This is a genomic window from Blautia sp. HA8986 (genome assembly GCF_056504635.1).
In genome coordinates, this window is the sequence record NZ_JBWLUQ010000003.1 from 37,894 (window position 1) to 60,726 (window position 22,833).

At 40.2% G+C, this 22,833-nt stretch carries 17 protein-coding genes; 14 read left to right on the plus strand and 3 right to left on the minus strand.

Annotated features, from left to right (window positions below; genetic code table 11):
- Window positions 1–8: 8 nt before the first annotated feature.
- On the minus strand, window positions 9–899 hold the full coding sequence (locus AC04Q4_RS15005) for a helix-turn-helix domain-containing protein (RefSeq protein WP_476389233.1): 891 nt from the start codon (window positions 897–899) through the stop codon (window positions 9–11).
- A gap of 263 nt (window positions 900–1,162) precedes the next feature.
- Between AC04Q4_RS15005 and AC04Q4_RS15010 the strand changes: the two genes are divergently transcribed.
- From AC04Q4_RS15010 to AC04Q4_RS15020, 3 genes are all read left to right on the plus strand, one after another.
- Complete coding sequence (locus AC04Q4_RS15010; protein ID WP_476389234.1) at window positions 1,163–3,124, plus strand: alpha-L-rhamnosidase-related protein; 1,962 nt, start codon at window positions 1,163–1,165, stop codon at window positions 3,122–3,124.
- 161 nt (window positions 3,125–3,285) lie between these two features.
- Window positions 3,286–4,530: a galactokinase family protein gene (locus AC04Q4_RS15015; RefSeq protein ID WP_195456050.1), complete on the plus strand. Its 1,245-nt coding sequence runs from the start codon at window positions 3,286–3,288 to the stop codon at window positions 4,528–4,530.
- 365 nt (window positions 4,531–4,895) lie between these two features.
- A complete protein-coding gene (locus tag AC04Q4_RS15020; RefSeq protein WP_476389235.1) occupies window positions 4,896–5,360 on the plus strand; it encodes an HAAS signaling domain-containing protein in 465 nt (154 codons plus the stop codon).
- Window positions 5,361–5,365: 5 nt separating this feature from the next.
- On the opposite strand, the gene AC04Q4_RS15025 is transcribed toward AC04Q4_RS15020, so the two are convergent.
- The gene (locus AC04Q4_RS15025) at window positions 5,366–5,755 is read right to left on the minus strand and encodes a hypothetical protein (RefSeq protein WP_476389236.1); all 390 of its coding nucleotides are present in this window, start codon (window positions 5,753–5,755) and stop codon (window positions 5,366–5,368) included.
- 686 nt (window positions 5,756–6,441) lie between these two features.
- Window positions 6,442–8,184 carry an IS1634 family transposase gene (locus tag AC04Q4_RS15030; protein WP_476389237.1) on the minus strand — a complete coding sequence of 581 codons (1,743 nt, stop codon included), beginning with the start codon at window positions 8,182–8,184 and terminating at the stop codon, window positions 6,442–6,444.
- Between the two features lie 237 nt (window positions 8,185–8,421).
- Between AC04Q4_RS15030 and AC04Q4_RS15035 the strand changes: the two genes are divergently transcribed.
- The 11 genes from AC04Q4_RS15035 to AC04Q4_RS15085 all read left to right on the plus strand — a co-directional run bounded on the left by AC04Q4_RS15035 (window position 8,422) and on the right by AC04Q4_RS15085 (window position 22,789).
- Window positions 8,422–10,530, plus strand: coding sequence for an NAD-dependent epimerase/dehydratase family protein (locus AC04Q4_RS15035; RefSeq protein ID WP_476389238.1), 2,109 nt, complete (start codon window positions 8,422–8,424; stop codon window positions 10,528–10,530).
- A 212-nt stretch (window positions 10,531–10,742) separates the two neighbouring features.
- Window positions 10,743–11,420 carry a hypothetical protein gene (locus AC04Q4_RS15040; RefSeq protein WP_476389239.1) on the plus strand — a complete coding sequence of 226 codons (678 nt, stop codon included), beginning with the start codon at window positions 10,743–10,745 and terminating at the stop codon, window positions 11,418–11,420.
- Window positions 11,417–13,246 carry a DUF2194 domain-containing protein gene (locus tag AC04Q4_RS15045; RefSeq protein WP_476389393.1) on the plus strand — a complete coding sequence of 610 codons (1,830 nt, stop codon included), beginning with the start codon at window positions 11,417–11,419 and terminating at the stop codon, window positions 13,244–13,246. The genes AC04Q4_RS15040 and AC04Q4_RS15045 overlap by 4 nt, the downstream gene beginning before the upstream one ends.
- 5 nt (window positions 13,247–13,251) lie before the next feature.
- Window positions 13,252–14,694, plus strand: a complete 1,443-nt coding sequence (gene pelF / locus AC04Q4_RS15050) for a GT4 family glycosyltransferase PelF (RefSeq protein ID WP_476389240.1) — start codon at window positions 13,252–13,254, stop codon at window positions 14,692–14,694.
- Entirely contained in the window at window positions 14,675–16,144 is a 1,470-nt protein-coding gene (gene pelG / locus AC04Q4_RS15055; RefSeq protein WP_476389241.1) for an exopolysaccharide Pel transporter PelG, read from the plus strand. Before pelF ends, pelG begins: the two co-directional genes overlap by 20 nt.
- The gene (locus AC04Q4_RS15060; RefSeq protein WP_476389242.1) at window positions 16,131–17,915 is read left to right on the plus strand and encodes a CotH kinase family protein; all 1,785 of its coding nucleotides are present in this window, start codon (window positions 16,131–16,133) and stop codon (window positions 17,913–17,915) included. Before pelG ends, AC04Q4_RS15060 begins: the two co-directional genes overlap by 14 nt.
- Window positions 17,902–18,654, plus strand: a complete 753-nt coding sequence (locus tag AC04Q4_RS15065) for a polyphosphate polymerase domain-containing protein (protein ID WP_055199889.1) — start codon at window positions 17,902–17,904, stop codon at window positions 18,652–18,654. Before AC04Q4_RS15060 ends, AC04Q4_RS15065 begins: the two co-directional genes overlap by 14 nt.
- On the plus strand, window positions 18,651–19,322 hold the full coding sequence (locus AC04Q4_RS15070) for a DUF4956 domain-containing protein (RefSeq protein ID WP_008707171.1): 672 nt from the start codon (window positions 18,651–18,653) through the stop codon (window positions 19,320–19,322). Before AC04Q4_RS15065 ends, AC04Q4_RS15070 begins: the two co-directional genes overlap by 4 nt.
- Window positions 19,315–20,679: a DUF4832 domain-containing protein gene (locus AC04Q4_RS15075; protein WP_243251474.1), complete on the plus strand. Its 1,365-nt coding sequence runs from the start codon at window positions 19,315–19,317 to the stop codon at window positions 20,677–20,679. Before AC04Q4_RS15070 ends, AC04Q4_RS15075 begins: the two co-directional genes overlap by 8 nt.
- Window positions 20,680–21,174: 495 nt before the next feature.
- Window positions 21,175–21,648 (plus strand): IS200/IS605 family transposase, encoded by a 474-nt coding sequence (gene tnpA / locus AC04Q4_RS15080; protein ID WP_173739202.1) that lies wholly within the window; start codon window positions 21,175–21,177, stop codon window positions 21,646–21,648.
- Between the two features lie 424 nt (window positions 21,649–22,072).
- On the plus strand, window positions 22,073–22,789 hold the full coding sequence (locus AC04Q4_RS15085) for an MgtC/SapB family protein (protein WP_015527451.1): 717 nt from the start codon (window positions 22,073–22,075) through the stop codon (window positions 22,787–22,789).
- Window positions 22,790–22,833 lie beyond the last annotated feature (44 nt).

Here is a 22,833-nt window from a genome sequence, read left to right on the forward strand (position 1 = left end):
AAAAGAAATCACAGCTCCTGATTTTTTCTGTATTGTCTTGGCGTACAGCCTTTTATTTTTGTGAAAACCTTGGTGTAATAATTGGAGTCCGAAAAACCGGACATCAATCCGGCTTCCGTGATCGAACAGGAAGAATCACTGAGATGCTCAAGACTGCGTTCAATCCTGTATTCCTGGATATATCCGAACAGAGTGATGTTCATGCATTTTTTAAAGAGACGGCTACATTCGCTGGGACTTAAATGTATCAGTTCCGCAATGTCTTCCAGAAGGATCTTTTCGGAATAATGTTCTGCAATATAGGACATGATCTTACGGATCCGCCGGTAGTTTTCCTCATCCTGACCGGATGGAGGAACAGCACGGTAAAGCATGTTTTCGCACAAAATTTTCCAGAAGTGCTGCAACCTGGAAATAATATCAAACTCGTACAGGGGAGTATGCCGGCTGTCCAGAGCTATGATCTGCCGGATATCTTCCACAGCATCCTTATGCCATTCACTGGAAAAATCCAGGGGGATGGCAGAGAGGGAAAAACTGCGCAGGACAGGCTCTGTATATTTCTGGAACAGGATACTGCCTGAAAAACCGTAGATCAGTTTAGGATCAAAGGTGACAGGAATGTATTTACAGTCCTGGTTATGGTACATATATCCTGCATGGAGAGCATTGGCATTGCCGAAGAGTGCCTGGCCTTCCTTAAGGTGAAATGTGTTTTGATTGACTTTGTAGAGCATTTCACCTTTTTCCACATAGGTGAGCTCGATCTCCGGGTGCCAGTGCCAGAGAAAAGATCCGGATTCATATCCGGAAAGACATTCATAGCTTACCAGGCACGGAAATGCACTGTCGCCGTGCTTTTTCAGTTCTTTTCCGACTGTGTTGGTGATGATCTGCATGAAAAACGTTCCCCCTTTTTCTGAACTTTATTTTAACAGAAAGAAATGCGGAAGGAAAGTATCATACCAGGATTAGAGATTTTTCTGTGAACTTTGTTTACAAAAACATTTTACGGAGTATTACCTGTGAACAATGATAACAGTAACGATAAATCCATGCCATGTGACAATATGTGCATGGACAGAAGTGATAAAATAGGATAAGATAATTCGCGGTAAAGAACAAAAAACAACATAAACAGTTATGATAAAGGAGAAAATATATGAATATATCACATTGGATCTGGTATCCGGGAGATTTTGAAGTCTATCATGGAATGCTGCAGAATTTCAGCAGGGAGGAGAGAGGCTTTATCTGGCCGGCATATTATCACCTGGATGACTGCAGAAAGCATGTACGTTTTACAAGAGAATATGATCTGAAAAAAGAGGAGACCGTTACAGTGTACGCAAACTGTCTCGGTTATTACCGCATAAATGACATAAAGAAGAGGTTTGGGGAGCCGGTAGTATGCGGTCCCGGAAAACAGAAATTTGAGATCTACGCAGGAATGCCGGCAGGAGTTCCGTCTGTGCGTATCGAGGGCGAAACGATCACCTCAGACAGGGGATGGTTTGCGGATGATTTTGTCAGCAATCCGGTACCTGTAGGGTATAATGAGATCTACACAGCGAGGGAGCAGAACCCGTCCGTATGGGTATACGACGAAAAAGAATATCTGCCGTCTGAGATCCGTGAGGATGAAAGCGGTGTCCTGTTCGTATTTGAGACAGAGCTTACAGCTGTTCTGAAGGCAGAGTTCCCGAAAGGATTCCGTGAGATGACACTGTGTTACGGTGAGTCTGAGACTGAAGCCAGAGATACAGTAAACTGCTATTACAGCCAGACTTTACATGCGCCGGAAGATGAGATCATCCGGAGAGCGTTTCGCTATGTGTTTGTGCCGGGCGCACATAAAGATGAGATCAGTATTAAGGCGATCCATCAGTATGTGGACATCCCGGTTCGCGCATCTTTCTCTTCTTCAGATGAACTGATCAATAAGATCTGGGATGTGGCAGTGTGGACATTTCAGCTCTGCAGCGGAATCTTCTTTATTGACGGTGTTAAACGCGACCGCTGGATCTGGTCCGGAGATGCATACCAGAGCTATTTTGTAAACCAGTATCTGATGTTTGATGAGGACATCAACCGCAGAACTCTCTGGGCTTTGATTGGAAACAGCCCGATCCGCCAGCATATCAATACCATCGTGGATTATTCTATGTACTGGGTCATTGGAATCCTGAATCATTACCGCATGACGGGTGACGAAGAGTTTGTAAATGCAATCTATCCGAGAATGACTGCAATGATGGATTTCCTGGGTGGTCAGCTGGATGAGAATGGCTTTATCGTAGGACGCGAAGGTGACTGGATCTTTGTTGACTGGGCTGATATAGACAAAGAAGGCGCAATCTGTGCAGAGCAGATGCTTCTTGCTATGTGCTATCAGACTATGGCGCAGGCAGATGAGCTTGTTCTTGGTGACGGTTCCCAGTGGCAGGAGAAATATAAGACACTGACAGCGCAGATTGAGGAGTTTTACTGGAATGAAGAAAAGGGCGCATACATCGACAGCTTTTCATCAGGAAAGAACAATGTGACACGCCATGCCAATATTTTTGCAATCCTCTTTGGCTTTGCAGATGATGCGCGCAAAGAACTTCTGATGAAAAATGTGATCGAGAATGATGATATCCCACAGATCACAACTCCGTACTTCAAGTTCTATGAGCTTGAGGCCATGTGCGCGATGGGACGTTTTGATAATGTGAAGAAGATGATGGAGAGCTACTGGGGCGGCATGCTCGCACAGGGAGCTGTCACATTCTGGGAGGAGTTTGATCCGGAGAAGAAGCCGGAGGAACAGTATGAGATGTACGGAGATCCTTTTGGAAAGAGCTTCTGCCATGCATGGGCTGCAAGCCCGATTTATCTTCTTGGTAGATATTTTGCAGGCATCCAGCTTACAGATACCGCATATAAGACCTTCACTGTAAAGCCTGAGACAGAGACTTTTGAGATCATGGACTGCACTTTCCCTGTAAAAGGCGGCCTGGTTCATGTACAGTGGGATGAGAAGACTCTGACAGTAGAGAGCAGCGTTTCCGGTGGAATTCTGATCTATGGTGGAAAAGAATATGCACTGGAGCCAGGAAAAATGGTTCAGACCACAAAATAATACTGTTTTTACGCAAAATCTTTATGGACATAGATAGTAAGGCTGTTATAATAAAGATACACTGATGTGACGGAAACAAGCAGCCGGTACGGCGGCCGCGGACAAAGAGATCACCGGAGTGATGAACCCCGGAATATTGCGAAAAACAGGAGGAAATTAAAATGGGAGCAATCAAAATTCCATCAGCAGACCTGCTGAAAAAAATTTACGGAGAAACAGAAGAGAGCAGTGCGCGTTTTACAAGCCTGGCAGAGAACTTTGAGAAAAAGTATCATCATGACAATGCAGAATTCTTCACTGCACCAGGACGTACGGAGATCATCGGAAACCATGTTGACCATAACGGCGGACAGATCATTGCTGCAAGTATCGACCTTGATACTATTGGTGCTGCATGCCCTAACGGAACCAATGTGATCCATATGGTAAGTGAAGGATACAAACAGGAAGTGGTTGTAGACCTTGACAAGCTCAGCACAGAGAGATACACAAAGGGAACAGATGCACTTGTTGCAGGTATCATGGAATATATGCAGAAAAAAGGCTATGCAACAGGCGGTTTTGATGCTTATGTTTCCACTAAGGTTATTGCAGCAGCAGGTGTCAGCTCTTCCGCATCTTTTGAGATGCTTGTTTGTGCCATTACCAATCATTTCTTTAATGAAGGAAAACTTGAGTATGGTGAGTACGCAAGAGCAGGACAGTACGCAGAGAATGTATACTGGAAAAAAGCTTCCGGCCTGATGGATCAGATGGCATGCGCTGCCGGCGGCCCGATCCTTCTGGATTTTTCTGACAAAGAGAATATCAGCTGTGAGAAGATCGCTTTTTCCTTCGAGGATATGGGTTACAGACTTGTGATCGTAAATACGGGAAAAGGTCATGCAGATCTCAGCGAGGAATATTCTTCGATTCCTATGGAGATGAAAGAAGCTGCAAAAGCTATGGGCGTAGAGCTTCTCTGCGAGTCCAACATGGAGAAGCTTCTTGCTCATGTTAAGGATATCCCGAATGACCGTGCTGTTCTCCGTGCTATGCACTTCTATGAAGAAAACAGACGCGTTGCAGATGCTGTAAAAGCTGTTGAGAACAAAGATGGAGAGGGATTCTTACGTCTTCTCGAGGAATCCGGAAATTCTTCCTGGGAGTGGCTGCAGAACTGTTATTCTCTCCAGAACTGCAAGGAGCAGAAGATCACATTAAGCCTTGCACTTACCAAACTTTTCCTGAACAAGATCGGTGCAGGTATCTGCAGAGTTCACGGCGGCGGTTTTGCTGGTGTTATCATGTGCGTATTGCCGATCAAAGATACAGACGCTTATGTAGATTACATGTCTGAGTATGTTGGACGCGAGAATGTTTACCCGATGAACATCCGCAGCACAGGAGCTGTACATATCGGATAATACGGATCATCAGATAAAACATATCATATGGGTCGGGTAATGCATCGATACATATCAGATGATCAGAACACAGATAAACAGGTATAATAGATAAATTTCTACGTTAAAAAGGCGGCCGGAACATGGAATGATAGCTTTTGCATTTGCATCAGGCAATCCATGAAGGGCCGCTTTTTCTGACGGATGCTTCCGATTTTTTAATCAAAATTTTATGGTTTGTTTCTGAATGGATATGGCAGAGTATGGTATAATGAGGAAAAATTATGATCATATATATACATGAAGATTGAAGAAGCTGTATGTAACGGCCTGATTTGTGTATATCACGATATTATACTTTGTAAAGAGAGGTTAAACGGATAAATATGGGCAGAAGAGAATTTCTGGAGATTTTGAGAGGGCAGTTGTCCGGGCAGATGGCACAGGGAAAGGCTGCGGCGCATGTACGGTATTATGAAGATTATATCCAGTCTCAGGTCCGCAGCGGACGAAGTGAGACAGATGTGCTTGCAGAACTTGGTGATCCAAGACTGATCGCAAGAACTCTTATTGATACAGATGATGGAACAGAAGTTTATGATGAATCAGGGTATGCAGAGGAGAGCTACGGCTCTGATGACTATGCAGAAAACAGTACCGGAAATACAACCAGTCGGACTAAAAGCTACAGACTGGATCTTGGCACATGGTACGGAAAAGCAATTGTGATCGCCATTGCAGTGATAATTGTGATACTTTTGGCAACCGTTTTGGTAGCAGTTGCTCCTTTTGTGATAACTTTTTGTATAGTTTTGTATCTGATATCATGGTTTAAGAAAAGAAGAGCATAATTGTCCTATAATATTATAATACCACTGTACAACTTTATAAAATAATGCTCCTGCTTAACAATCGCCCGCTTTAAGGCATTTATTACTGAGGATGATTTTATTCGGATTTCGATGTTTTTCACGAAAGTGGCAAAAAATACCTGCTGGCGTATACGCTCGCTTAATGCAAAACGGAAATCCTGCACGCTTTTATCTCGGAAATCAGAAAAGCTTTCATCTTGATATGGCAATAACTTCATCACACAATAAGCAACATTGATCAGATTGATCATCATCTCAATGCCCTTGCAGCTCCGTACCATGTAGCTGCATAGTGACCAGAAAGTTTTCTGTTCATAGTAGCTGATTTCAATATTCCAGCGAAACGAATAAAGAAATAGCGGAATATATTTCATCCGGTCACTTCCGGTTTGATTTAAAGGTGAAGATTCCTGCCATGCACAGAAAATCTGCAGTTCTTCGGGCGATATCGTGCTAAAAAACAGGCGTTTGGTTCCTACGGTTCTGGCTGTTGATGTAACATAAGCAAGAACCTCGCGTGTTCCAAAAAGATTTGTCAGGACACGGCGAACACCGGTATAATAATCGCCAGCCTTTTCATCAGAGAGAGTAAAATCATCTTCTATTGAAAGACGCCTTCCGTGTTTTGCTGGTCTGCCCCTGTGACCTGTAGGAGCCGGGGCAAAGTCATAAATGACAGAGTCGGATCTTGCGTTTCCAATCAGATCAAGGTTTTCATATTCTTCAATGATAGAAACCAGATTCTATAGGAACACGCATAATAAAAGGCATTCAGCGACTTTGTCGTAATACCGGATAAAAAGTGTCGGTACAAAAAACGTATGGAATGAGCCGACTCCAAAGCCAGTATTGAGAGTATCAACAGAAACAGCATTTCAGCACTTGGGGCTGAAAAAGTTTCAAAATATGCTGAAAAATATTTATGAAGTCTACCAATCAATGTCTTTTCGTTGTATAATCCCATCTTTGACAGTTGTAAGGTGACAAAACGGCTACAAACCCAGTAAATATGGGTATTGTGGCCGTTTTTCTTTTTGCATCGATATGTACTATATTATTCTTACTTTGATTTTATCTGTTTTGTATTCTTGATGAGGGTTCGCATATCTGCTTTAGTAATGAATTCATGATCCGTTCTAAAATCAAATATTTTATGCAAGGCATCGGTTAGTTCAGTTCTTGTATAAGAGGGTATATATCCGCTCGCTGTGTTCAGCAGAGTCATTTGCATAGAGCGTAATGTTTCCAATATCTGGTCTGCTGTATAAAGATTCCCAAGTTTCTTTTCCAGTAGACGGTAGAGTAGAAGGCTGATATAACAAGTCATGAAATGGGCTTTTATCCGATCTTCTCTTCTGACATATATTGGTCTTGCTTCGAATTCTGTTTTCATGATCCGGAAGTTTTCTTCGATTTCCCAGCGTTGTTTATTGATCTTTATGATCTCTGAAACATCACCTTCCAGGTTTGTGATAACTGCATAAAACCCATCATACATTTCTTCTTTCTGGATCTGTTCTTTATCAAGATCGTAAACTTGTTTTTCAGCAATCTCACCAGCAGTAGTAACGGAAGTCTTTTTTACGAAACGCATAGGATCGTTTTGGCTCTTCCCTTTTCTTTTGCGCCCAGGTGTTGTGATTATCCGTTCAGCCCGTTCAATTTGTCGGGCGCGGATCTTTCTCTGGTAGGCTTTGTACTTAGGAGAATAAGTGACAATTAAAGTCTCATCCATGTCACCTGTAACAACAGGTATTTCCTTGTAGTAGATCGTGTTATAGACTTCTTCATCCGATTCGTCCAGCGTGCGGATGTCTATAAATCTATCCGCTCCGATCCTGCGGAACTGAGTCGGGTTCAGAGCAATCTCACGATCCTCTTTTTTCATTTTTTTCAAAGAATGTGTGATGATATAAGCGCGGTTTCTTAAGGGATTGAATCTTCGGTTGGCTGTACTTCCAAGTCCCGAATCCGAACAATAAATGAATTCGCTGCAATTAAAATCCTGAAGGATTTTAGACTCCAATGGTTTCAAAGTCGTCTGTTCGTTCTGGTTACCCGGAAAGATGTCGAAGGCAAGAGGAAGGCCATCTGCATCCATAAACAATCCCATAGTTACGATTGGATTAGGACGGTTTTCTTTACTTTTTCCATAGCGTCGGAGATTATCTTCTTCTTCGATTTCAAAGTAATAATTCGTGCAGTCATAATAAAGGACACGATCGTTTCTTGGATAGAGAAAATTTGTATTTTTATAAAGTTCACTCTGTATAAAATCAGATTCCCCTGCGATCACGGAAAGAGAACGATATACGTCCTGGAGACTGTATTTAGGCGGTTCCAATAGAGACTGACAGTACTCATAGCTGGCCAGCTTGCTGGCTGGGGAAAGAATCCTTGCATAAACGAGATCTGTGAGTATTGCATTCAGATTATATTTAAATTTATGTCTGCTTTTGATTGTCCGACAGACTTTGTCTAAACGGAGCTGAGTGCACAGTTCCTGAAGAAACAGATATCCAACATTGAAAGAACGACGCTCATTCATAGGGATAGTTGCAGCTTTGGAGAACTCTACAGACACTTTTCCGGTATGCTGCTTATAAAGTTCTGTTTCTTTTGCTGCCTGTTCCTTTGCCCACACCATCAACCTGTCTTCATCTCCATCAAACTGTTCCAGAAGGAGATTGTACTTCCCGAGTTTTTTATAAATACATGAAGAGGCTTTTCCGTTTTCTTTGCGGAAGGAACGATAAATATATACATCTTTATTATTTTTACTGCCTGTGATTGCGATATACATGATAAATAAATCCTTTTTTCTTCCATTATACCACACTATTACAAACAAGTACATACAAAAACATGAAATTTGACATAAAGAATGCAGGTTTTATAAGGCCTGCAGGGTGATTTTTAATTATTCAACTGTCAAACTCCCGAGTCCTGTACGATTATTTTTTATGAAAAAGTTGTAAAGTGGTGATATTGAAAAGAAAAAATAACTTTGTTATACTTTACTTTATTGAGGTGAATAAGTATGGAAGTATTGTTGGCAGGAAATACAGGATATGTAACAGAAACTTTTATAGAAGAATCATTTCCTGAGTGTGATGTAGTTGTGCTGGGAAATGAGATGCTGAAATCAAATCGAAAAAAGAATATATTATCTCATCCGTTCATAAAAGATGAGAAAGAACTGAAAGAGATTTTCGAAACATATGAGTTTGAAAGAATTGTTTATTTTTCAAATTATCTGACCATGCATGGAAGGATGATTGGAGAACTGGAACAACTGAGACAGATACTTCAGTTATGCAAAAAGAATAAGGAAATAAGAATGTTGTATCTGACCTGCCAGGAGAGCATTTATAATATTACAAGTGGAAAAACACTTCTGGTATCCGCAGCAGAAAATGTAGTTATGGAATATGGAAATATGTATCAGATAAACACCAAGATTCTGAGAATTCCTCATTTATATTCAGCGGTATACACACAGGATTTTTTTTATAAGCTATTTACAGCGGCAGAACAAAGCGGAAAAATTGTTTTTGAGGAATCGCCGGAACAAAATATTTATTTCCTATGTATGGATGATCTGGCAGAACTGCTTTATAAAGTATATGATAATTGGGGAAAAGAATGCTGTCTAAATGTTCCGGATTGTTTCGGGCAGAGTTTCAGTGATCTGGAAAAAGAAATCAGAAAAACAATTCCCGGTAGGCTGGATGTAAGCTACCAGAACAGCGGCCAGATTTATAAGGTACAGCCGGATGATCAGATCATAAGATATGAATATGGGTGGTTTCCAAAGATATCTGTTTTTGAAGATATTCCCGGGATGTATCAGGAGTATAAAAAATTATCAGATTCAGATTCCGGACATTTTGCAAATATCAGGAATTGGATATCGAAAAATACTTTGCTGGTTCATATTCTGGAATTGCTTTCAGGATTTATTTTATTTGAATTTTTAAACAGATATACAGGAACTTATGCCCAGTTTAAAATGATTGACCTGAGACTTGTATTTATTGTATTCATGGGAAGTCTTTATGGAATTAATTATGGAATATCAGCAGCTGTGTTGGAAACCTGTTCTTTGATTGCAGCATACAGGCAGGAGAATGTAAACATATATACTTTGTTTTATGAGGCTTCTAACTGGATTCCATTTATTTTTTATTTTGCCGCAGGTGCTGTCTGTGGTTATATAAGGCTGAAGAATAAAGAGGATATAGAATTTGTAACAAAAGAAAACAGACTGATCAAGGAAAAATTTTTCTTTATGCAGGAAATGTATCAGGAGACGCTTCAGGATAAAAGACAATATAAGAAGCAGATTCTCGGAAGCAGGGACAGCTTTGGAAAAATTTTTGATATAACAAGAAAGCTGGATGTGATACAGCCACAGAAACTGTTTATGGAAACCATAAGGGTAATGGAAGATATTCTGGAAAATCATACAATTGTACTTTATTCACTGGATTCATGGAAACGTTTTGGAAGGATGGAAATGTCATCACCTGAAATTCGCAGAAAAATGCCAAATTCTATAAGGGTTGAAGAGTATCAGAATGCGATAGAAACGTTGGAAAAGGATGAGGTCTGGAGGAACAGGGAACTGCTTGCCGGATATCCGGCATATATTGCAGGGATAAAGAGAAATGGAGAACTTGTAATGCTGGTATTTATTCAGGATGCAGCCAGTAATCAGATGACATTGTATTATCTGAATCTTATCAAAATTTTATGTGGTCTGGTAGAAGTCTCTCTGCTGCGTGCACTGGAATATCAGGAAGCAGTCAAAGACAGGGAATATGTGGAAGGAACTCATATATTAAAAACAGAGTATTTTATGGAAAGACTGAAATTATTTCATTCCATAAAAGAGCAGAAAATAGGATCATATGCTCTGTTGCAGATTGAAAATCCGGAAATGACACTGGAGGAAACAGACAGGATATTAAGAAATAAAATCAGAGAGAATGACATACTGGGAATAGCGGAGGATGGACAACTTTATCTGATCCTGTCGCAGGTGGATGATGCCACGTTACCGATAGTAATTGAAAGGATTGAAAAAAACGGATTTCATTGCAGAGTGATTGACACCCGTAACGAAAGCAGGGTAGACGAAGAATGATACAGAGTATAACAGGGGTTGTCTTTATTATATTTCATATTATCTGTTGTGTTCTGGTATGGACAGGAATAAACTCCCATTTACTGAAGGTGAAGAGGTATCTCATATTACCTGTGATCTTTGTACCGGTATGGGGAACGATCTGTGTATTGCTTCTGCATTTCCAGATATTTTTTCACCAGGATAAAAAGCGTGAAATCGGAATAGAAAAAATGAAGATTAATGAAGAAATTTACAGGAGCATTATAGCACCGAAAGAAGAAAGTGACAGAAATATTGTGCCACTGGAGGAAGCGCTTCTTATTGATGAAGCCGCTATGAGGCGTGATCTGATTATGAATGTATTGAATGATGATCCGGAGAATTACATAGATATGCTTAAACAGGCAAGGATGAATGAAGATGTAGAGGTTGTGCATTATGCGATCACAGGAATGGTAGAGCTGTCTAAGGAATATGAAAGCAGACTGCAGAAGATAGAATACAGATATGCAAAAGAACCGGAAAATCAACAGCTTATTTCAGAGTACTGTGATTTCCTTCAGGAGTATTTATCTCAGGGACTTCTGGAAGGACAGATGGAACTGGTGCAAAGAAATCAATATATAAAACTCCTGAAGAAAAAACTGAAATTTAAAGAGGATCTTCATACATATGTATGTCTGATTGAGAATCAAATGCAGATGAAGGAGTATGAACAGGTTCTTAAAAGCCTGGAAAGAATAGATAAGAAGTGGCACAGAAATGAAGAATACTGGATACTCAGAATCAGATATTACGTAGAACTGAAACAGGGAAAAGAATTAAGGGAAACATTAGAGCAGATTCAGCAGGAGCATATTTATCTGTCGGCGAAAGGAAAGGAGGCATTGGCTTTTTGGCAGGAATGATAAAATATTTACAGTCTTTTCGATTTAAGGGTATGACTGTTATTCTGGGAGTTTTTCTGGCAATCAGTGTGGTGCTTTGGACAGAGCGTTCAGGAATTCAGTATCAGGCAGATATCAAGAAGAATGCATATCTGGACAGGGATACTGTTGTAACCGAAAAACAGGCAGTCAAAAATATTGAGAGCAGTTGTCTGGTGCTGATGGACAGCAGTCAGGCAGACAGTGTGGAGGCATGGGAACAGTTTGAAAGAATTTTCATGGATATGAAAACAGGAGTAGATCTGGCAGATATCAGACAGAGTGAGATTCCTGATTTCTCAGGCTATGAAACAATAGTGGTGCTGATGTCGGATCTGAACCCATTGAAGGATGTAGTTATAAAGATTGGAAACTGGGTAGAAAAAGGAGGACGTGTTCTTTTTGCATTAACACTTCAGAAGGATATATATGTTTCGATCATTGAGCAGAAATTGGGAATTACAGACTCTGATTATGGAAATGTTCTGGTAGATAAAATCTATATTGATGATGATTTCATGATCGGAGGGGGAAGATCTTACCAGATTCCGGACGCATATGATTCAGCATGGGAAGTAAGTGTTGGAGAAACGGCGAAGGTTTATGCATGGACAGATGATGAAAATAAGGTTCCGCTTATCTGGGAAAACAGTTATGGAAAAGGTAAGTTTGTAGTTGACAATTTTGGATTATGTGAAAAAGTCACAAGAGGATTCTTTGCGGCATCCTATAGTCTGCTGACAGATGTGATGGTTTACCCGGTGCTTAATGGATCTGTATTCTATCTGGATGATTTTCCATCTCCTGTGCCGAGTGGAGACGGAACATATATCAAACGTGATTATGGTCTCAGCATCAAAGCGTTTTATACAAATATCTGGTGGCCGGATATGCTGGATCTGGCAGAGGAACACGGCGTGAAATATACAGGTGTTATTATTGATAATTATGAAGATGATGTGTCTGGAAATGTTGTGGAACAGGAAGATGTGCAGAGATTTCAGTATTTTGGGAATATGCTGCTTCATCAGGGAGGAGAACTGGGATATCATGGATATAATCATCAGCCATTGAGCCTGTCAAATGTGGATTATGCAAATATCCTTCCATACAAAACATGGGAGAGTTATGATGCAATGAAAAAAGCCATGACAGAGCTGATACGGTTTGGAAAAGAGATGTTTCCGGGGACAGAGTTGTCTGTTTATGTACCGCCGTCTAATGTACTGTCAGATGAAGGGCGGGAAATGATCGTAAAAGAATTTCCGGAGATACGTACAATTGCAAGTAATTATTTTGTCGGAGATATGGCATATACACAGGAGTTTGAAGTTGCAGAAGATGGAATTGTGGAACAGCCCCGTATTATTTCAGGTGCTGTGATTGATGATTATATGGAACTTGCGGCTGTATCTGAACTGAATATGCATTTTGTCAATACACATTTTATGCATCCGGATGATCTGCTGGATGAAGACAGAGGTGCCAGACTGGGATGGGAGAAACTGAAAAAACGGCTGGATGAATATATGGACTGGCTGTATACTTCAGCTCCATGTCTGAGAAATCTTACTGCTTCCGAACTATCAGGCGCAATACAGCGGTATGGGGCACTGGTGATCGATAAGGATGTATCAGATCAGGAACTTAATCTTAAATTAGATAATTTTTATGATGAAGCTTATATTATGATAAGAATGAATGAAGGGACTCCGGGTAATATAGAAGGTGGAGAACTGACGCATATTACCGGAAATCTCTATCTGCTTCGGGCAAAAGAGAAATCAGTGAAAATAGAAATAAGGTGAGAGAATTGAGAATCTGTCTGGTTTTGGAAGGCTGTTATCCGTATGTGCATGGTGGAGTTTCTACATGGATGCATCAGTATATCACTGTTATGAAAGAGCATGAGTTTGTACTGTGGGTGATAGGAGCACATGCATGTGACCGTGGAAAATTTGTCTATGAATTGCCGGATAATGTGGTGGAAGTCCATGAGGTATTTCTGGATGATGCATTAAAACTGAAGGAATATGGAAACCCAAATGGACAGCGGTACAGAATCAATCATTTTTCGGAAGAAGAAACAAAGAGTTTAAGAGAATTGATGGAATGCAGTCATCCTGACTGGGAAGTATTGTTCCATTTATATCACGACCGGAAAATGAATCCGATGTCATTTCTGAAAAGTGAGCAGTTTTTAAATATATTAACAGCGAGCTGTCTGGAAAAATATCCGTATATTGCATTTGCGGATGCGTTTCATACAATGCGTTCCATGCTGCTTCCGGTTTTATATCTTCTGGGTTCTGAGGTTCCTCAGGCAGATACCTATCATGCCATTTCAACAGGATACGGGGGACTTCTTGCCTGCCTTGGAGGATATGTTTACAGGAGACCGGTATTACTTACAGAGCATGGAATATATACAAGAGAAAGAGAGGAAGAGATCATCAGGGCAAAATGGGTAATCCCATCATTTAAAAAGCAGTGGATTTCTTTCTTTTATATGTTATCAGAAGCAATTTATAAAAGGGCTTTTCGGGTAACCAGTTTATTTACGAATGCGATGCTTACGCAAATACAGATTGGCTGTGATGCAGAGAAATGCAGAGTAATCGAAAATGGTATTGATTATGACAGGTTGTCACAGATCCCTCTGAAAGAGGAAGATGGATGGGTAGATATAGGTGCGGTAGTCCGTCTCGCACCCATCAAAGATATAAAGACTATGATATATGCATTTTATGAACTTTCATCCAGAATGGAGAATGTGAGACTTCATATTCTGGGAGGGGTAGATGACGAGGAATATGCAGATGAGTGTTATGCTCTGGTGAAGCAGCTGGATATCAGGAACCTTGTCTTTACCGGAAGGGTAGATATTGTACAGTATATGAGAAAACTGGATTTTACGATCCTTACCAGTATATCAGAAGGACAACCCTTATCAGTGCTGGAGTCATTTGCAGCCAGACGCCCATGTGTAACGACTGATGTAGGGTGCTGCCGGGAACTTCTGAATGGAAAAGAAGGAGATAATTTTGGATGTGCCGGTTATTGTGTTCCGCCCATGTACAGGGATGGACTTGCTGCCGCTATGGAAAAAATGTGTGAATCCAGGAGAAGGCGGATCAGGATGGGAAAAAGCGGACAGGCAAGAACTAAGGCATATTACAGGCATGAGCGCATGATCAGTGAATATAGAAAACTTTACAGGGAGGTAGAGGAAGCATATGGCAGGGATTGGATTTGAACTCAAAAAACTGTTCAGCAGAAGAGGGCTGTTTGCTTCTTTCCGCGCCTATGGATATGCAGGGATTATCTGTACCGGTCCCATGCTGCTTGGTATCGTACTTCTGCTGGGGGTTATGTTTTTGTGTGACAGGACAGGCGCTTCGAAACAGAGCAGAGAATTACTGGTCTGCATGATCACATATACACTTCTTGCATCATTGACGGTAACCAGTTTCTTATCAATGGTAGTAATAAGATTTATTGCAGATATGCTTTATGAAGAAAAAAATGAGGCTGTTCTGTCATCTTTCTGGGGTTCGACAGGCTTAATGCTCATTGCAGGAGGAATTTTATATGGGATTTTTCTGATATTTTCCGGAGTTGGGCTTATAGATAAGTTTTTATGTTTTGGGCTGTTTGGAGAACTGATCGTTACATGGAATGCAATGAGTTATCTTACTGCAATTAAAGATTACAGAGGAATTATGTTATCCTTTCTTGCTGCAATCGCTGTTACTTTTCTCTCGGGAGCCTTATTGCTGTTTCTGGGAATTTCTCATGTGGAGGCATTGATGGCTGCGGTATGCATTGGATATGGGATCATGCTTTTATGGGATGCTGTTTTGCTGTATGAGTATTTTCCGCAAAGTGATATCAGTGCATTCTTATTTTTAAGATGGGCAGATGAGTTTCTGCCTCTGGCATTTACAGGACTCTGCATTAATATCGGGCTGTTTGCCCATCTTGTGATCATGTGGGCCGGACCGCTGGGGAAACAGGTAAAAGGGCTTTTTTATGGGTCACCGTCTCATGACGTACCGGCATTGATTGCATTTCTGACAATTCTGATTACCACTGTAAATTTTGTGGTTTCTGTAGAAGTTAATTTTTATCCGAAATACAGGAACTATTACAGTTTATTTAATGATGGGGGAACCATTAAGGATATTATGCAGGCTGGTACAGAAATGCTGGATGTACTGAACAGAGAATTGAAATATACCGCTTTGAAGCAGTTACTGACTACTGCACTGGCGATTTCAGTGGGTGAGAGTCTTTTGAAGTACCTTCCTTTGGGATTTAATGATCTGATGTATGGATATTTCCGGACACTTTGTGTTGGGTACGGCATTTATGCAGTTGCAAATACGATGCTTCTGCTTCTTTTATATTTTACAGATTACAGGGGAGCATTGGCTGCTTCTGTAATTTTTGCCGTGGGAACTTCTGTGTTTACTGTGATTTCATTGTTTTGTCCGCAGGTATATTATGGCTTTGGGTTTCTGGCAGGATGTGTACTGTTTTATTTTATAGTTATGATCCGTCTGGAACGTTATACCAGACGTCTGTCATATTATATTCTCAGCATACAGCCGGTGGTAGCAGAAGACAAATCGGGGGTATTTACCAGAATCGGATGTTTTATGGATGAGAAACTGGAAAGGAGAACGAACGTTGACAGGAATTAAAAAAATAAATCTGATAAGTGCAGTATTAGTCAGCCTTTCTCTCTGTGGAGGCTGCACTCTGGAAAAAGCGGGAAACTCTTCGCAGGATCAGGCAGTACAGGAAGATAACGAAACAGAACAGGTAAAGACAGAAAAAGCAGAAATCAATGAGATGCATTTAAGAGATAAGGATTCTTTGTATGAAAATGATGATGATACCAGTGTTGTTACCATGTATCTTACTGTATCTAAGGGAAATTCATCCGAAAATACATATCATACATGGGAGGAAATCAACAGCTATTCTGTTTATGACTACGAAGATATGGGAGTGGAGAGATATCAGGTGGCAGGACTTTTACAGGTGGGAGATGAGAATGGACCGATAGAAGGGGAAGTCGGATATGGAGAAAGCGTGCCTAATGCAACTGTTCAGATCAGAGGCCAGACATCCAGCCAGAATGCACAAAAAAATTATAAAATTGAGTTAAAAAAGAATAAAGGAACGTGGAGAGGACAGAGAACCATTAACCTGAATAAACATATGACAGAAGGAATGCGCTTTCGAAATAAGCTGGCATATGATCTGATCAGGGGAATTCCTCAGATGGTTGGTTTACGTACACAGTTTGTGCATTTGTATGTAAAGGATAATACAGAAGAATCAGGTGGAAAATTTGAGGATTATGGAATTTATACACAGGTTGAACAACTGAATAAGACAGCATTAAAGAGTCATGGACTGGATTCAAACGGACAATTGTATAAGATTAATTCTTTTGAATTCTATCGTTACGAAGATATTATAAAAAAAGAAGATGATGCAGGATATGATAAAACAGCCTTTGAAAAAATGCTGGAAATAAAAGGGGATTCAGATCATACCAAATTGATCGATATGCTGACAGATCTGAATGATTACTCTATAGGGATTGAAGATGTACTGAAAGAACATTTTGATGAAGAAAATATTGTTTACTGGATGGCATTTCAGATTCTGATGGGAAACGTAGACACACAGAACAGAAATGTTTATTTATACAGTCCTCTGAATTCAGATATCTGGTACTTTATTGCCTGGGATAACGATGGCTGTCTGATGAGATCGGAATATGAATTAAAGAATTTTTCGGATCAGGGCAGCTGGGAAAAGGGAATCAGTAATTACTGGGGAAATGTTCTGTTTCAAAGGTGTCTGAAGTCACGGTCTTTCCGGGAAAAATTAAATGATGCCATTCTGGATCTGAGGGAATATCTGAACAAAGATATGCTCACATCAAAGATAGAGAGCTATAAGAACATACTGAAGCCCTATTTATATTCGATGCCTGATGCAGAGTATGAACCGCTTACATCTGAACAATACGATCAGATTGCAGCATCACTTCCTGATGAGATAGAGAAGAACTATCAGTTATATCTGGAAAGCCTGGAAACACCAATGCCATTTTATATAGGTGTTCCGACAATACACGGTAATAAGCTGAAATTTAACTGGGATGTATCTTATGATCTGGACGCAGAGGACATTACGTATTCTGTAGAGGTTGCGCGAGATTATCTGTTTCAGGATGTAATCTATCAGAACACAACCCTGACTGTTCCGGAAGCTGAGATGGACCTTCCGGAAGCAGGACAGTACTTTGTGAGAGTAAGAGCAACAAATACATCTGGAAAAACGCAGGATGCATTTGATTATTATGTAACAGATGAAGGAAAACATTATGGTATGAAGTGCTTTTACATAACAGAAGATAGTACGGTAGAGGAAGACAATTATGAAGAAGGCTGACAGGAAGAAAGAACATTTTCGTAATGAATGGAAATATCTTATCAGTACCAGTGAGAAAGAAGTCCTGAATCTTCGGATGAAGCCACTTATGAAACTGGATCCTCATGCAGAAAATGGAGGATATCTGATACGGAGCCTGTATTTTGATGATTACTGGAACAGTGCATATGAAGAAAAGGAAAGCGGCGTTCTTATGAGGAAGAAATACAGGATACGAATTTATAATTATAGTGCTGAAAGTATCAAGCTGGAGAGAAAAAAGAAGTTCGGCAGTTATATTTATAAAGAAGATGCTCCGCTGACAAAAGATGAGGTGCAAAAAATTCTTTCCGGCGAGTATGAATTTCTTCTGAAAAGTCCGTATAATCTTTGCAGGGAATTTTACACAGAATGTATGAGTAATATGATGCGGCCGAGAACAATCGTAGATTATGAGAGAGAACCATGGATTATGGATGAGGGAACAGTTAGGATCACATTTGATACAGATGTCAGAGCTGCTGTTGGAAGCTATGATATTTTCGACAGTACGCTTCCGGCTTTATCTGTACTGGAACCGGGAAAACTGATCATGGAAGTGAAATTTACAGAGCTGCTGCCTCAGATTCTGAGAAATCTTCTGCCGCCGCAGGCAGAAGAATTTACAGCAGTTTCTAAATATGTACTGTGTTATGAAAAAACGCGGTACATGAATGGATTTGAGTATTGGTATGATACACAGGGGAGGATGATAAGATGAGTGTACAGGATATGATAAAAAAATCCGTACTGGAATCAGGAATGTTCAGTCAGTATGATATACCTAAGATATTGGCTGCTCTGGCAGTGGCTTTGATTTTGGGAAGTGTGATTTATCTGGTTTATCAGAAATTTTATGTTGGAGTTATTTTCTCCAGAAGTTTTGCAGTTACACTTGTGGGAATGACAGTGCTTACCTGTATGGTAACACTTGCAATCAGCAGCAATATTGTGATTTCTCTTGGTATGGTTGGTGCATTGTCTATTGTACGTTTTCGTACAGCAATTAAAGATCCGATGGATCTTCTGTATCTGTTCTGGGCAATCACATCGGGGATTACGGCCGGCGCAGGTATGTATGCATTAACTCTGTTGACAGCTGTGATTATCATTCTGATGATCACCCTGTTTTATCACAAACAACAAAATGGCAGAATTTATATTGCAGTGATTCATTATCAGGGAACTCAGGCGGGAGATGAAATTATCCGCTGTTTTGGAAAAAGAAAATATTTTGTAAAATCAAAAACTATGCGCAATGAAAAAACAGAAATGGCAGTTGAAATATATTGCAGACAGAATGATATGGAGTTCATGGAAAAAATCCGGGATATCGGTGGAGTGGAAGATGTTACATTGATTCAGTATAATGGAGAATATCATGGCTAAATGTCAGAAACGATATCTGGTTCTGGTGGGTTTTGGACTTTTAGTTATTATAGCAGCAGGAGTATGGATGGTATTTGGAAGAAAAACTCAGATATATGAAAAAACAGAAGAAGTTTTTGGAAATCCATTAATGGGATATGCACCTTGTGCCTGGGAAGAAACAGTAGGAGACGATATATCTTTACTGTATATGGATATTACCTGGGCTGAACTGGAACCGGAGGAAGGAAAATATGACTGGGAGAAAATCGAAAGAGAAAATCAGACTGACAGATGGAGAGAAGAAGGGAAACACCTGGTATTGAGGTTTGTGTGTGACATTCCCGGGGAGGAAGAGCATATGGACATTCCACAATGGCTATATGACAAAACTGATCATGCGGGAACCTGGTATGATATGGAGTATGGAAAGGGATATGCTCCTGATTATAATAATGAACAGATGATACAATATCACAAAAGGGCAGTTAATGCACTTGGAGAGCATTTTGGCAGAGATGGACTGGTCAGTTATATCGAACTTGGAAGTCTGGGGCACTGGGGAGAATGGCATGTAAATATTTCCGCAGGAATACAGAGTCTGCCGGAAGAATCTGTAAGAGAACGTTATATGATTCCATGGACAGAGGCATTCCCTGATTCCATGATACTGATGAGAAGACCTTTTAGTGAGGGAGAACATTATGGAACAGGTCTCTACAACGATATGACCGGACAGCCGGAGAGCACAGAGGAATGGTTTCGCTGGATCAATGAAGGCGGTGAGTTTGACCAGACTCATGAGAAAAAAGGGTTATCCGCAATGAAAGATTTCTGGAAAAAGTTTCCTTCCGGAGGTGAATTTACAAGTTCAATTACAATGAAAGAGTTGCTTGACACAAATCTGGATCAGACAATAAATCTGATAAAGAAGGCACATACTACTTTTCTTGGACCGAAAGTAGCGGATAAAACTTATGAAAACGGTTATAGGAAAGTTTTAGGAAGCATGGGATATCGTTTGTGGATTTCGGAAGCAAGTCTTATTCAGATGCCGGGTTATGTCAGCCTGAATCTTAAATGGAAGAATGATGGAGTTGCACCATTTTATGAAGACTGGCCTGTATGGGTTCTGGTAGAAGACGAGGATGGAAATAGTCTTGAAAAAGAAGCGGTTGACATTTCGTTAAAATCACTTCTGCCGGAAGAAACTTTACAGACAAAAACAAGAATGCAGGTAAAAAAGCTGATCTCACTGGCCGGAAAGAAATATAAGATCAGTATAGGTATTGAAGATCCGATGACTGGGAAATTAGCTGTTCGGCTTTCAATGAAGGGAACTTATAACGAAGGGAAAAATTATCTTTTTAAGAAATAATACAGTATTTTTCAATTTTTTATCTGTAATGAAAACATTACTATATTTTAAAAATCGTATCCAAACTGCCGTAAAGCCGATAAACATTGGACTTACAGCAGTTTTTTATTTTCTCAACTGTCAAAGATGGGATTATAATATAAATATGAAAAAATGAATAATGGCACTGTGAGATTGTGAAAAAAATATTTATTGAAATTGCCATATAAAATATTAAAATACACTTGAAATATAGTAAATTTTACAGTATAATGCTTATTAACAAGTTGAAAATGTGTCTGAAATATATAAAAACAGACAGTGCCATTGAGAAGAGAGAACGGCAGAAGGAATACATCGAAAGATGTGTTGTTTCTGTCGCTTTTTTGTGTGACAGTAAAAATACCCCCCCTGCTATGCAGGGGGAGGGAAGATCTTTAGATATAAGTAATCTCCTGTGTTAAAATAAATGTAGGTCTGCAAACCACAAATATTAAATCACAGGAGGTTCATAAAATGAACGTAAATAGTTTAGCTCATACTAAATGGGAATGCAAGTATCATATTGTTTTTGCACCAAAATATAGAAGACAGGTAATCTATAAAGATATAAAAGCAGATGTAGGACAAATATTAGGATTATTATGCAGAAGAAAAGGAATAGAAATAATAGAAGCAGAGTGTTGTCCGGATCATATACATATGCTAGTAAGAATACCACCTAAATATTCGGTATCAGAAATAGTAGGATATTTAAAAGGAAAAAGCTCACTAATGATATTTGAAAAACATGCAAATTTGAAATACAAATATGGAAATAGACATTTCTGGTGTAGAGGATATTATGTAGATACAGTAGGAAAAAATACAGCTGCAATAAAAGAGTATATTCAGAATCAATTAAAAGAAGATTTAGAATATGACCAGATGTCATTAGTAGAGTATATCGATCCGTTTACGGGTGAGCCAGTGAAGAAAAACAAGAAATAAACTGCTTGGAGCAGTAGTAGGAAATCAAAGCAAACCAGCAAGCCCCTTTTGGGGCAGCGCCGGAATAAGGAAGCACTGAAATAGCCCCTGGAAGGGGCTGCTGTAAATGTGGTGCAGTTGGCAGACTGTCAGTGCGCCTTCCGGGCGCAAGCAGGGAATAGTCCCTTATAGGGACAGAGCAAGCCACCCGCTAAGCGGGTGGTCTTGACTTACATGCTGTGAGACTACAGATAATGTATATCCGGGGTATAGGATCATATGAAAAAACTGTGTAGTGAGACGGATGGAGTGAGTCCGGTTGACTAGACAGCTTTCGAATGGCGGGAGTGTGGTCTGCGGCGTTTGTGCAGGGCAAAATGAAGTGATGCGCGATTGGCGTTATCACCGGCAGAAAATAATGATACAACAGGAAAGGAGCAAATTTATGGGCGGAATTCTCGGAGCATGTAATGCAATATCGGATTATTTGCACACTTTAAATATGGGATCGACGCTGTTTCGGCTGATTCTTGCGATGTTTCTTGGATGTCTGATCGGTATTGATCGTGGAATGAAGAAGCGTGTGGCAGGTGTAAAAACACATATGATCGTCTGTATGGGGGCAACTCTGGTTATGATGACGGGCGATTTTATCCATGTATATTCTAATGGGGCAGGAATCGGAGATACTGCACGACTTGGCGCACAGGTTGTCAGCGGAATCGGTTTTCTTGGAGTGGGAACCATCATCGTGACAGGACAGAGACATGTATCCGGTCTTACGACAGCAGCCAGTCTTTGGACTTCCGCGTGTATCGGACTTGCTGTGGGGATCGGCTTTTACAGCGGTGCGATCTTTACCACGCTGGGGCTTATTCTGGTGTTCAAATATGCGAAATATATAGAGGTTTATGTGGAAGAGCATTCCAATACCTATGACGTATATATGGAGTTTGAAAATGAAGACAAGATGAGTATGGTCATAAAGAAGCTCCGGGAAGAGGACATCCTGATCTCCAACGTAGTTATCATCAAAAAGAGATCCAAAACACAGAGTGTGGTGATCCAGGCAACAATGGAGGCTGCCAAATGGAAAGCACGCCATACTGTATTTCGTGAGGTAAGACAGCAGGAAGGAGTTATTTCTGTGGAGGAAATATGATCGGGAATACAATGAAATTTATCAGGCTTTTGGTGAAGTTAAGA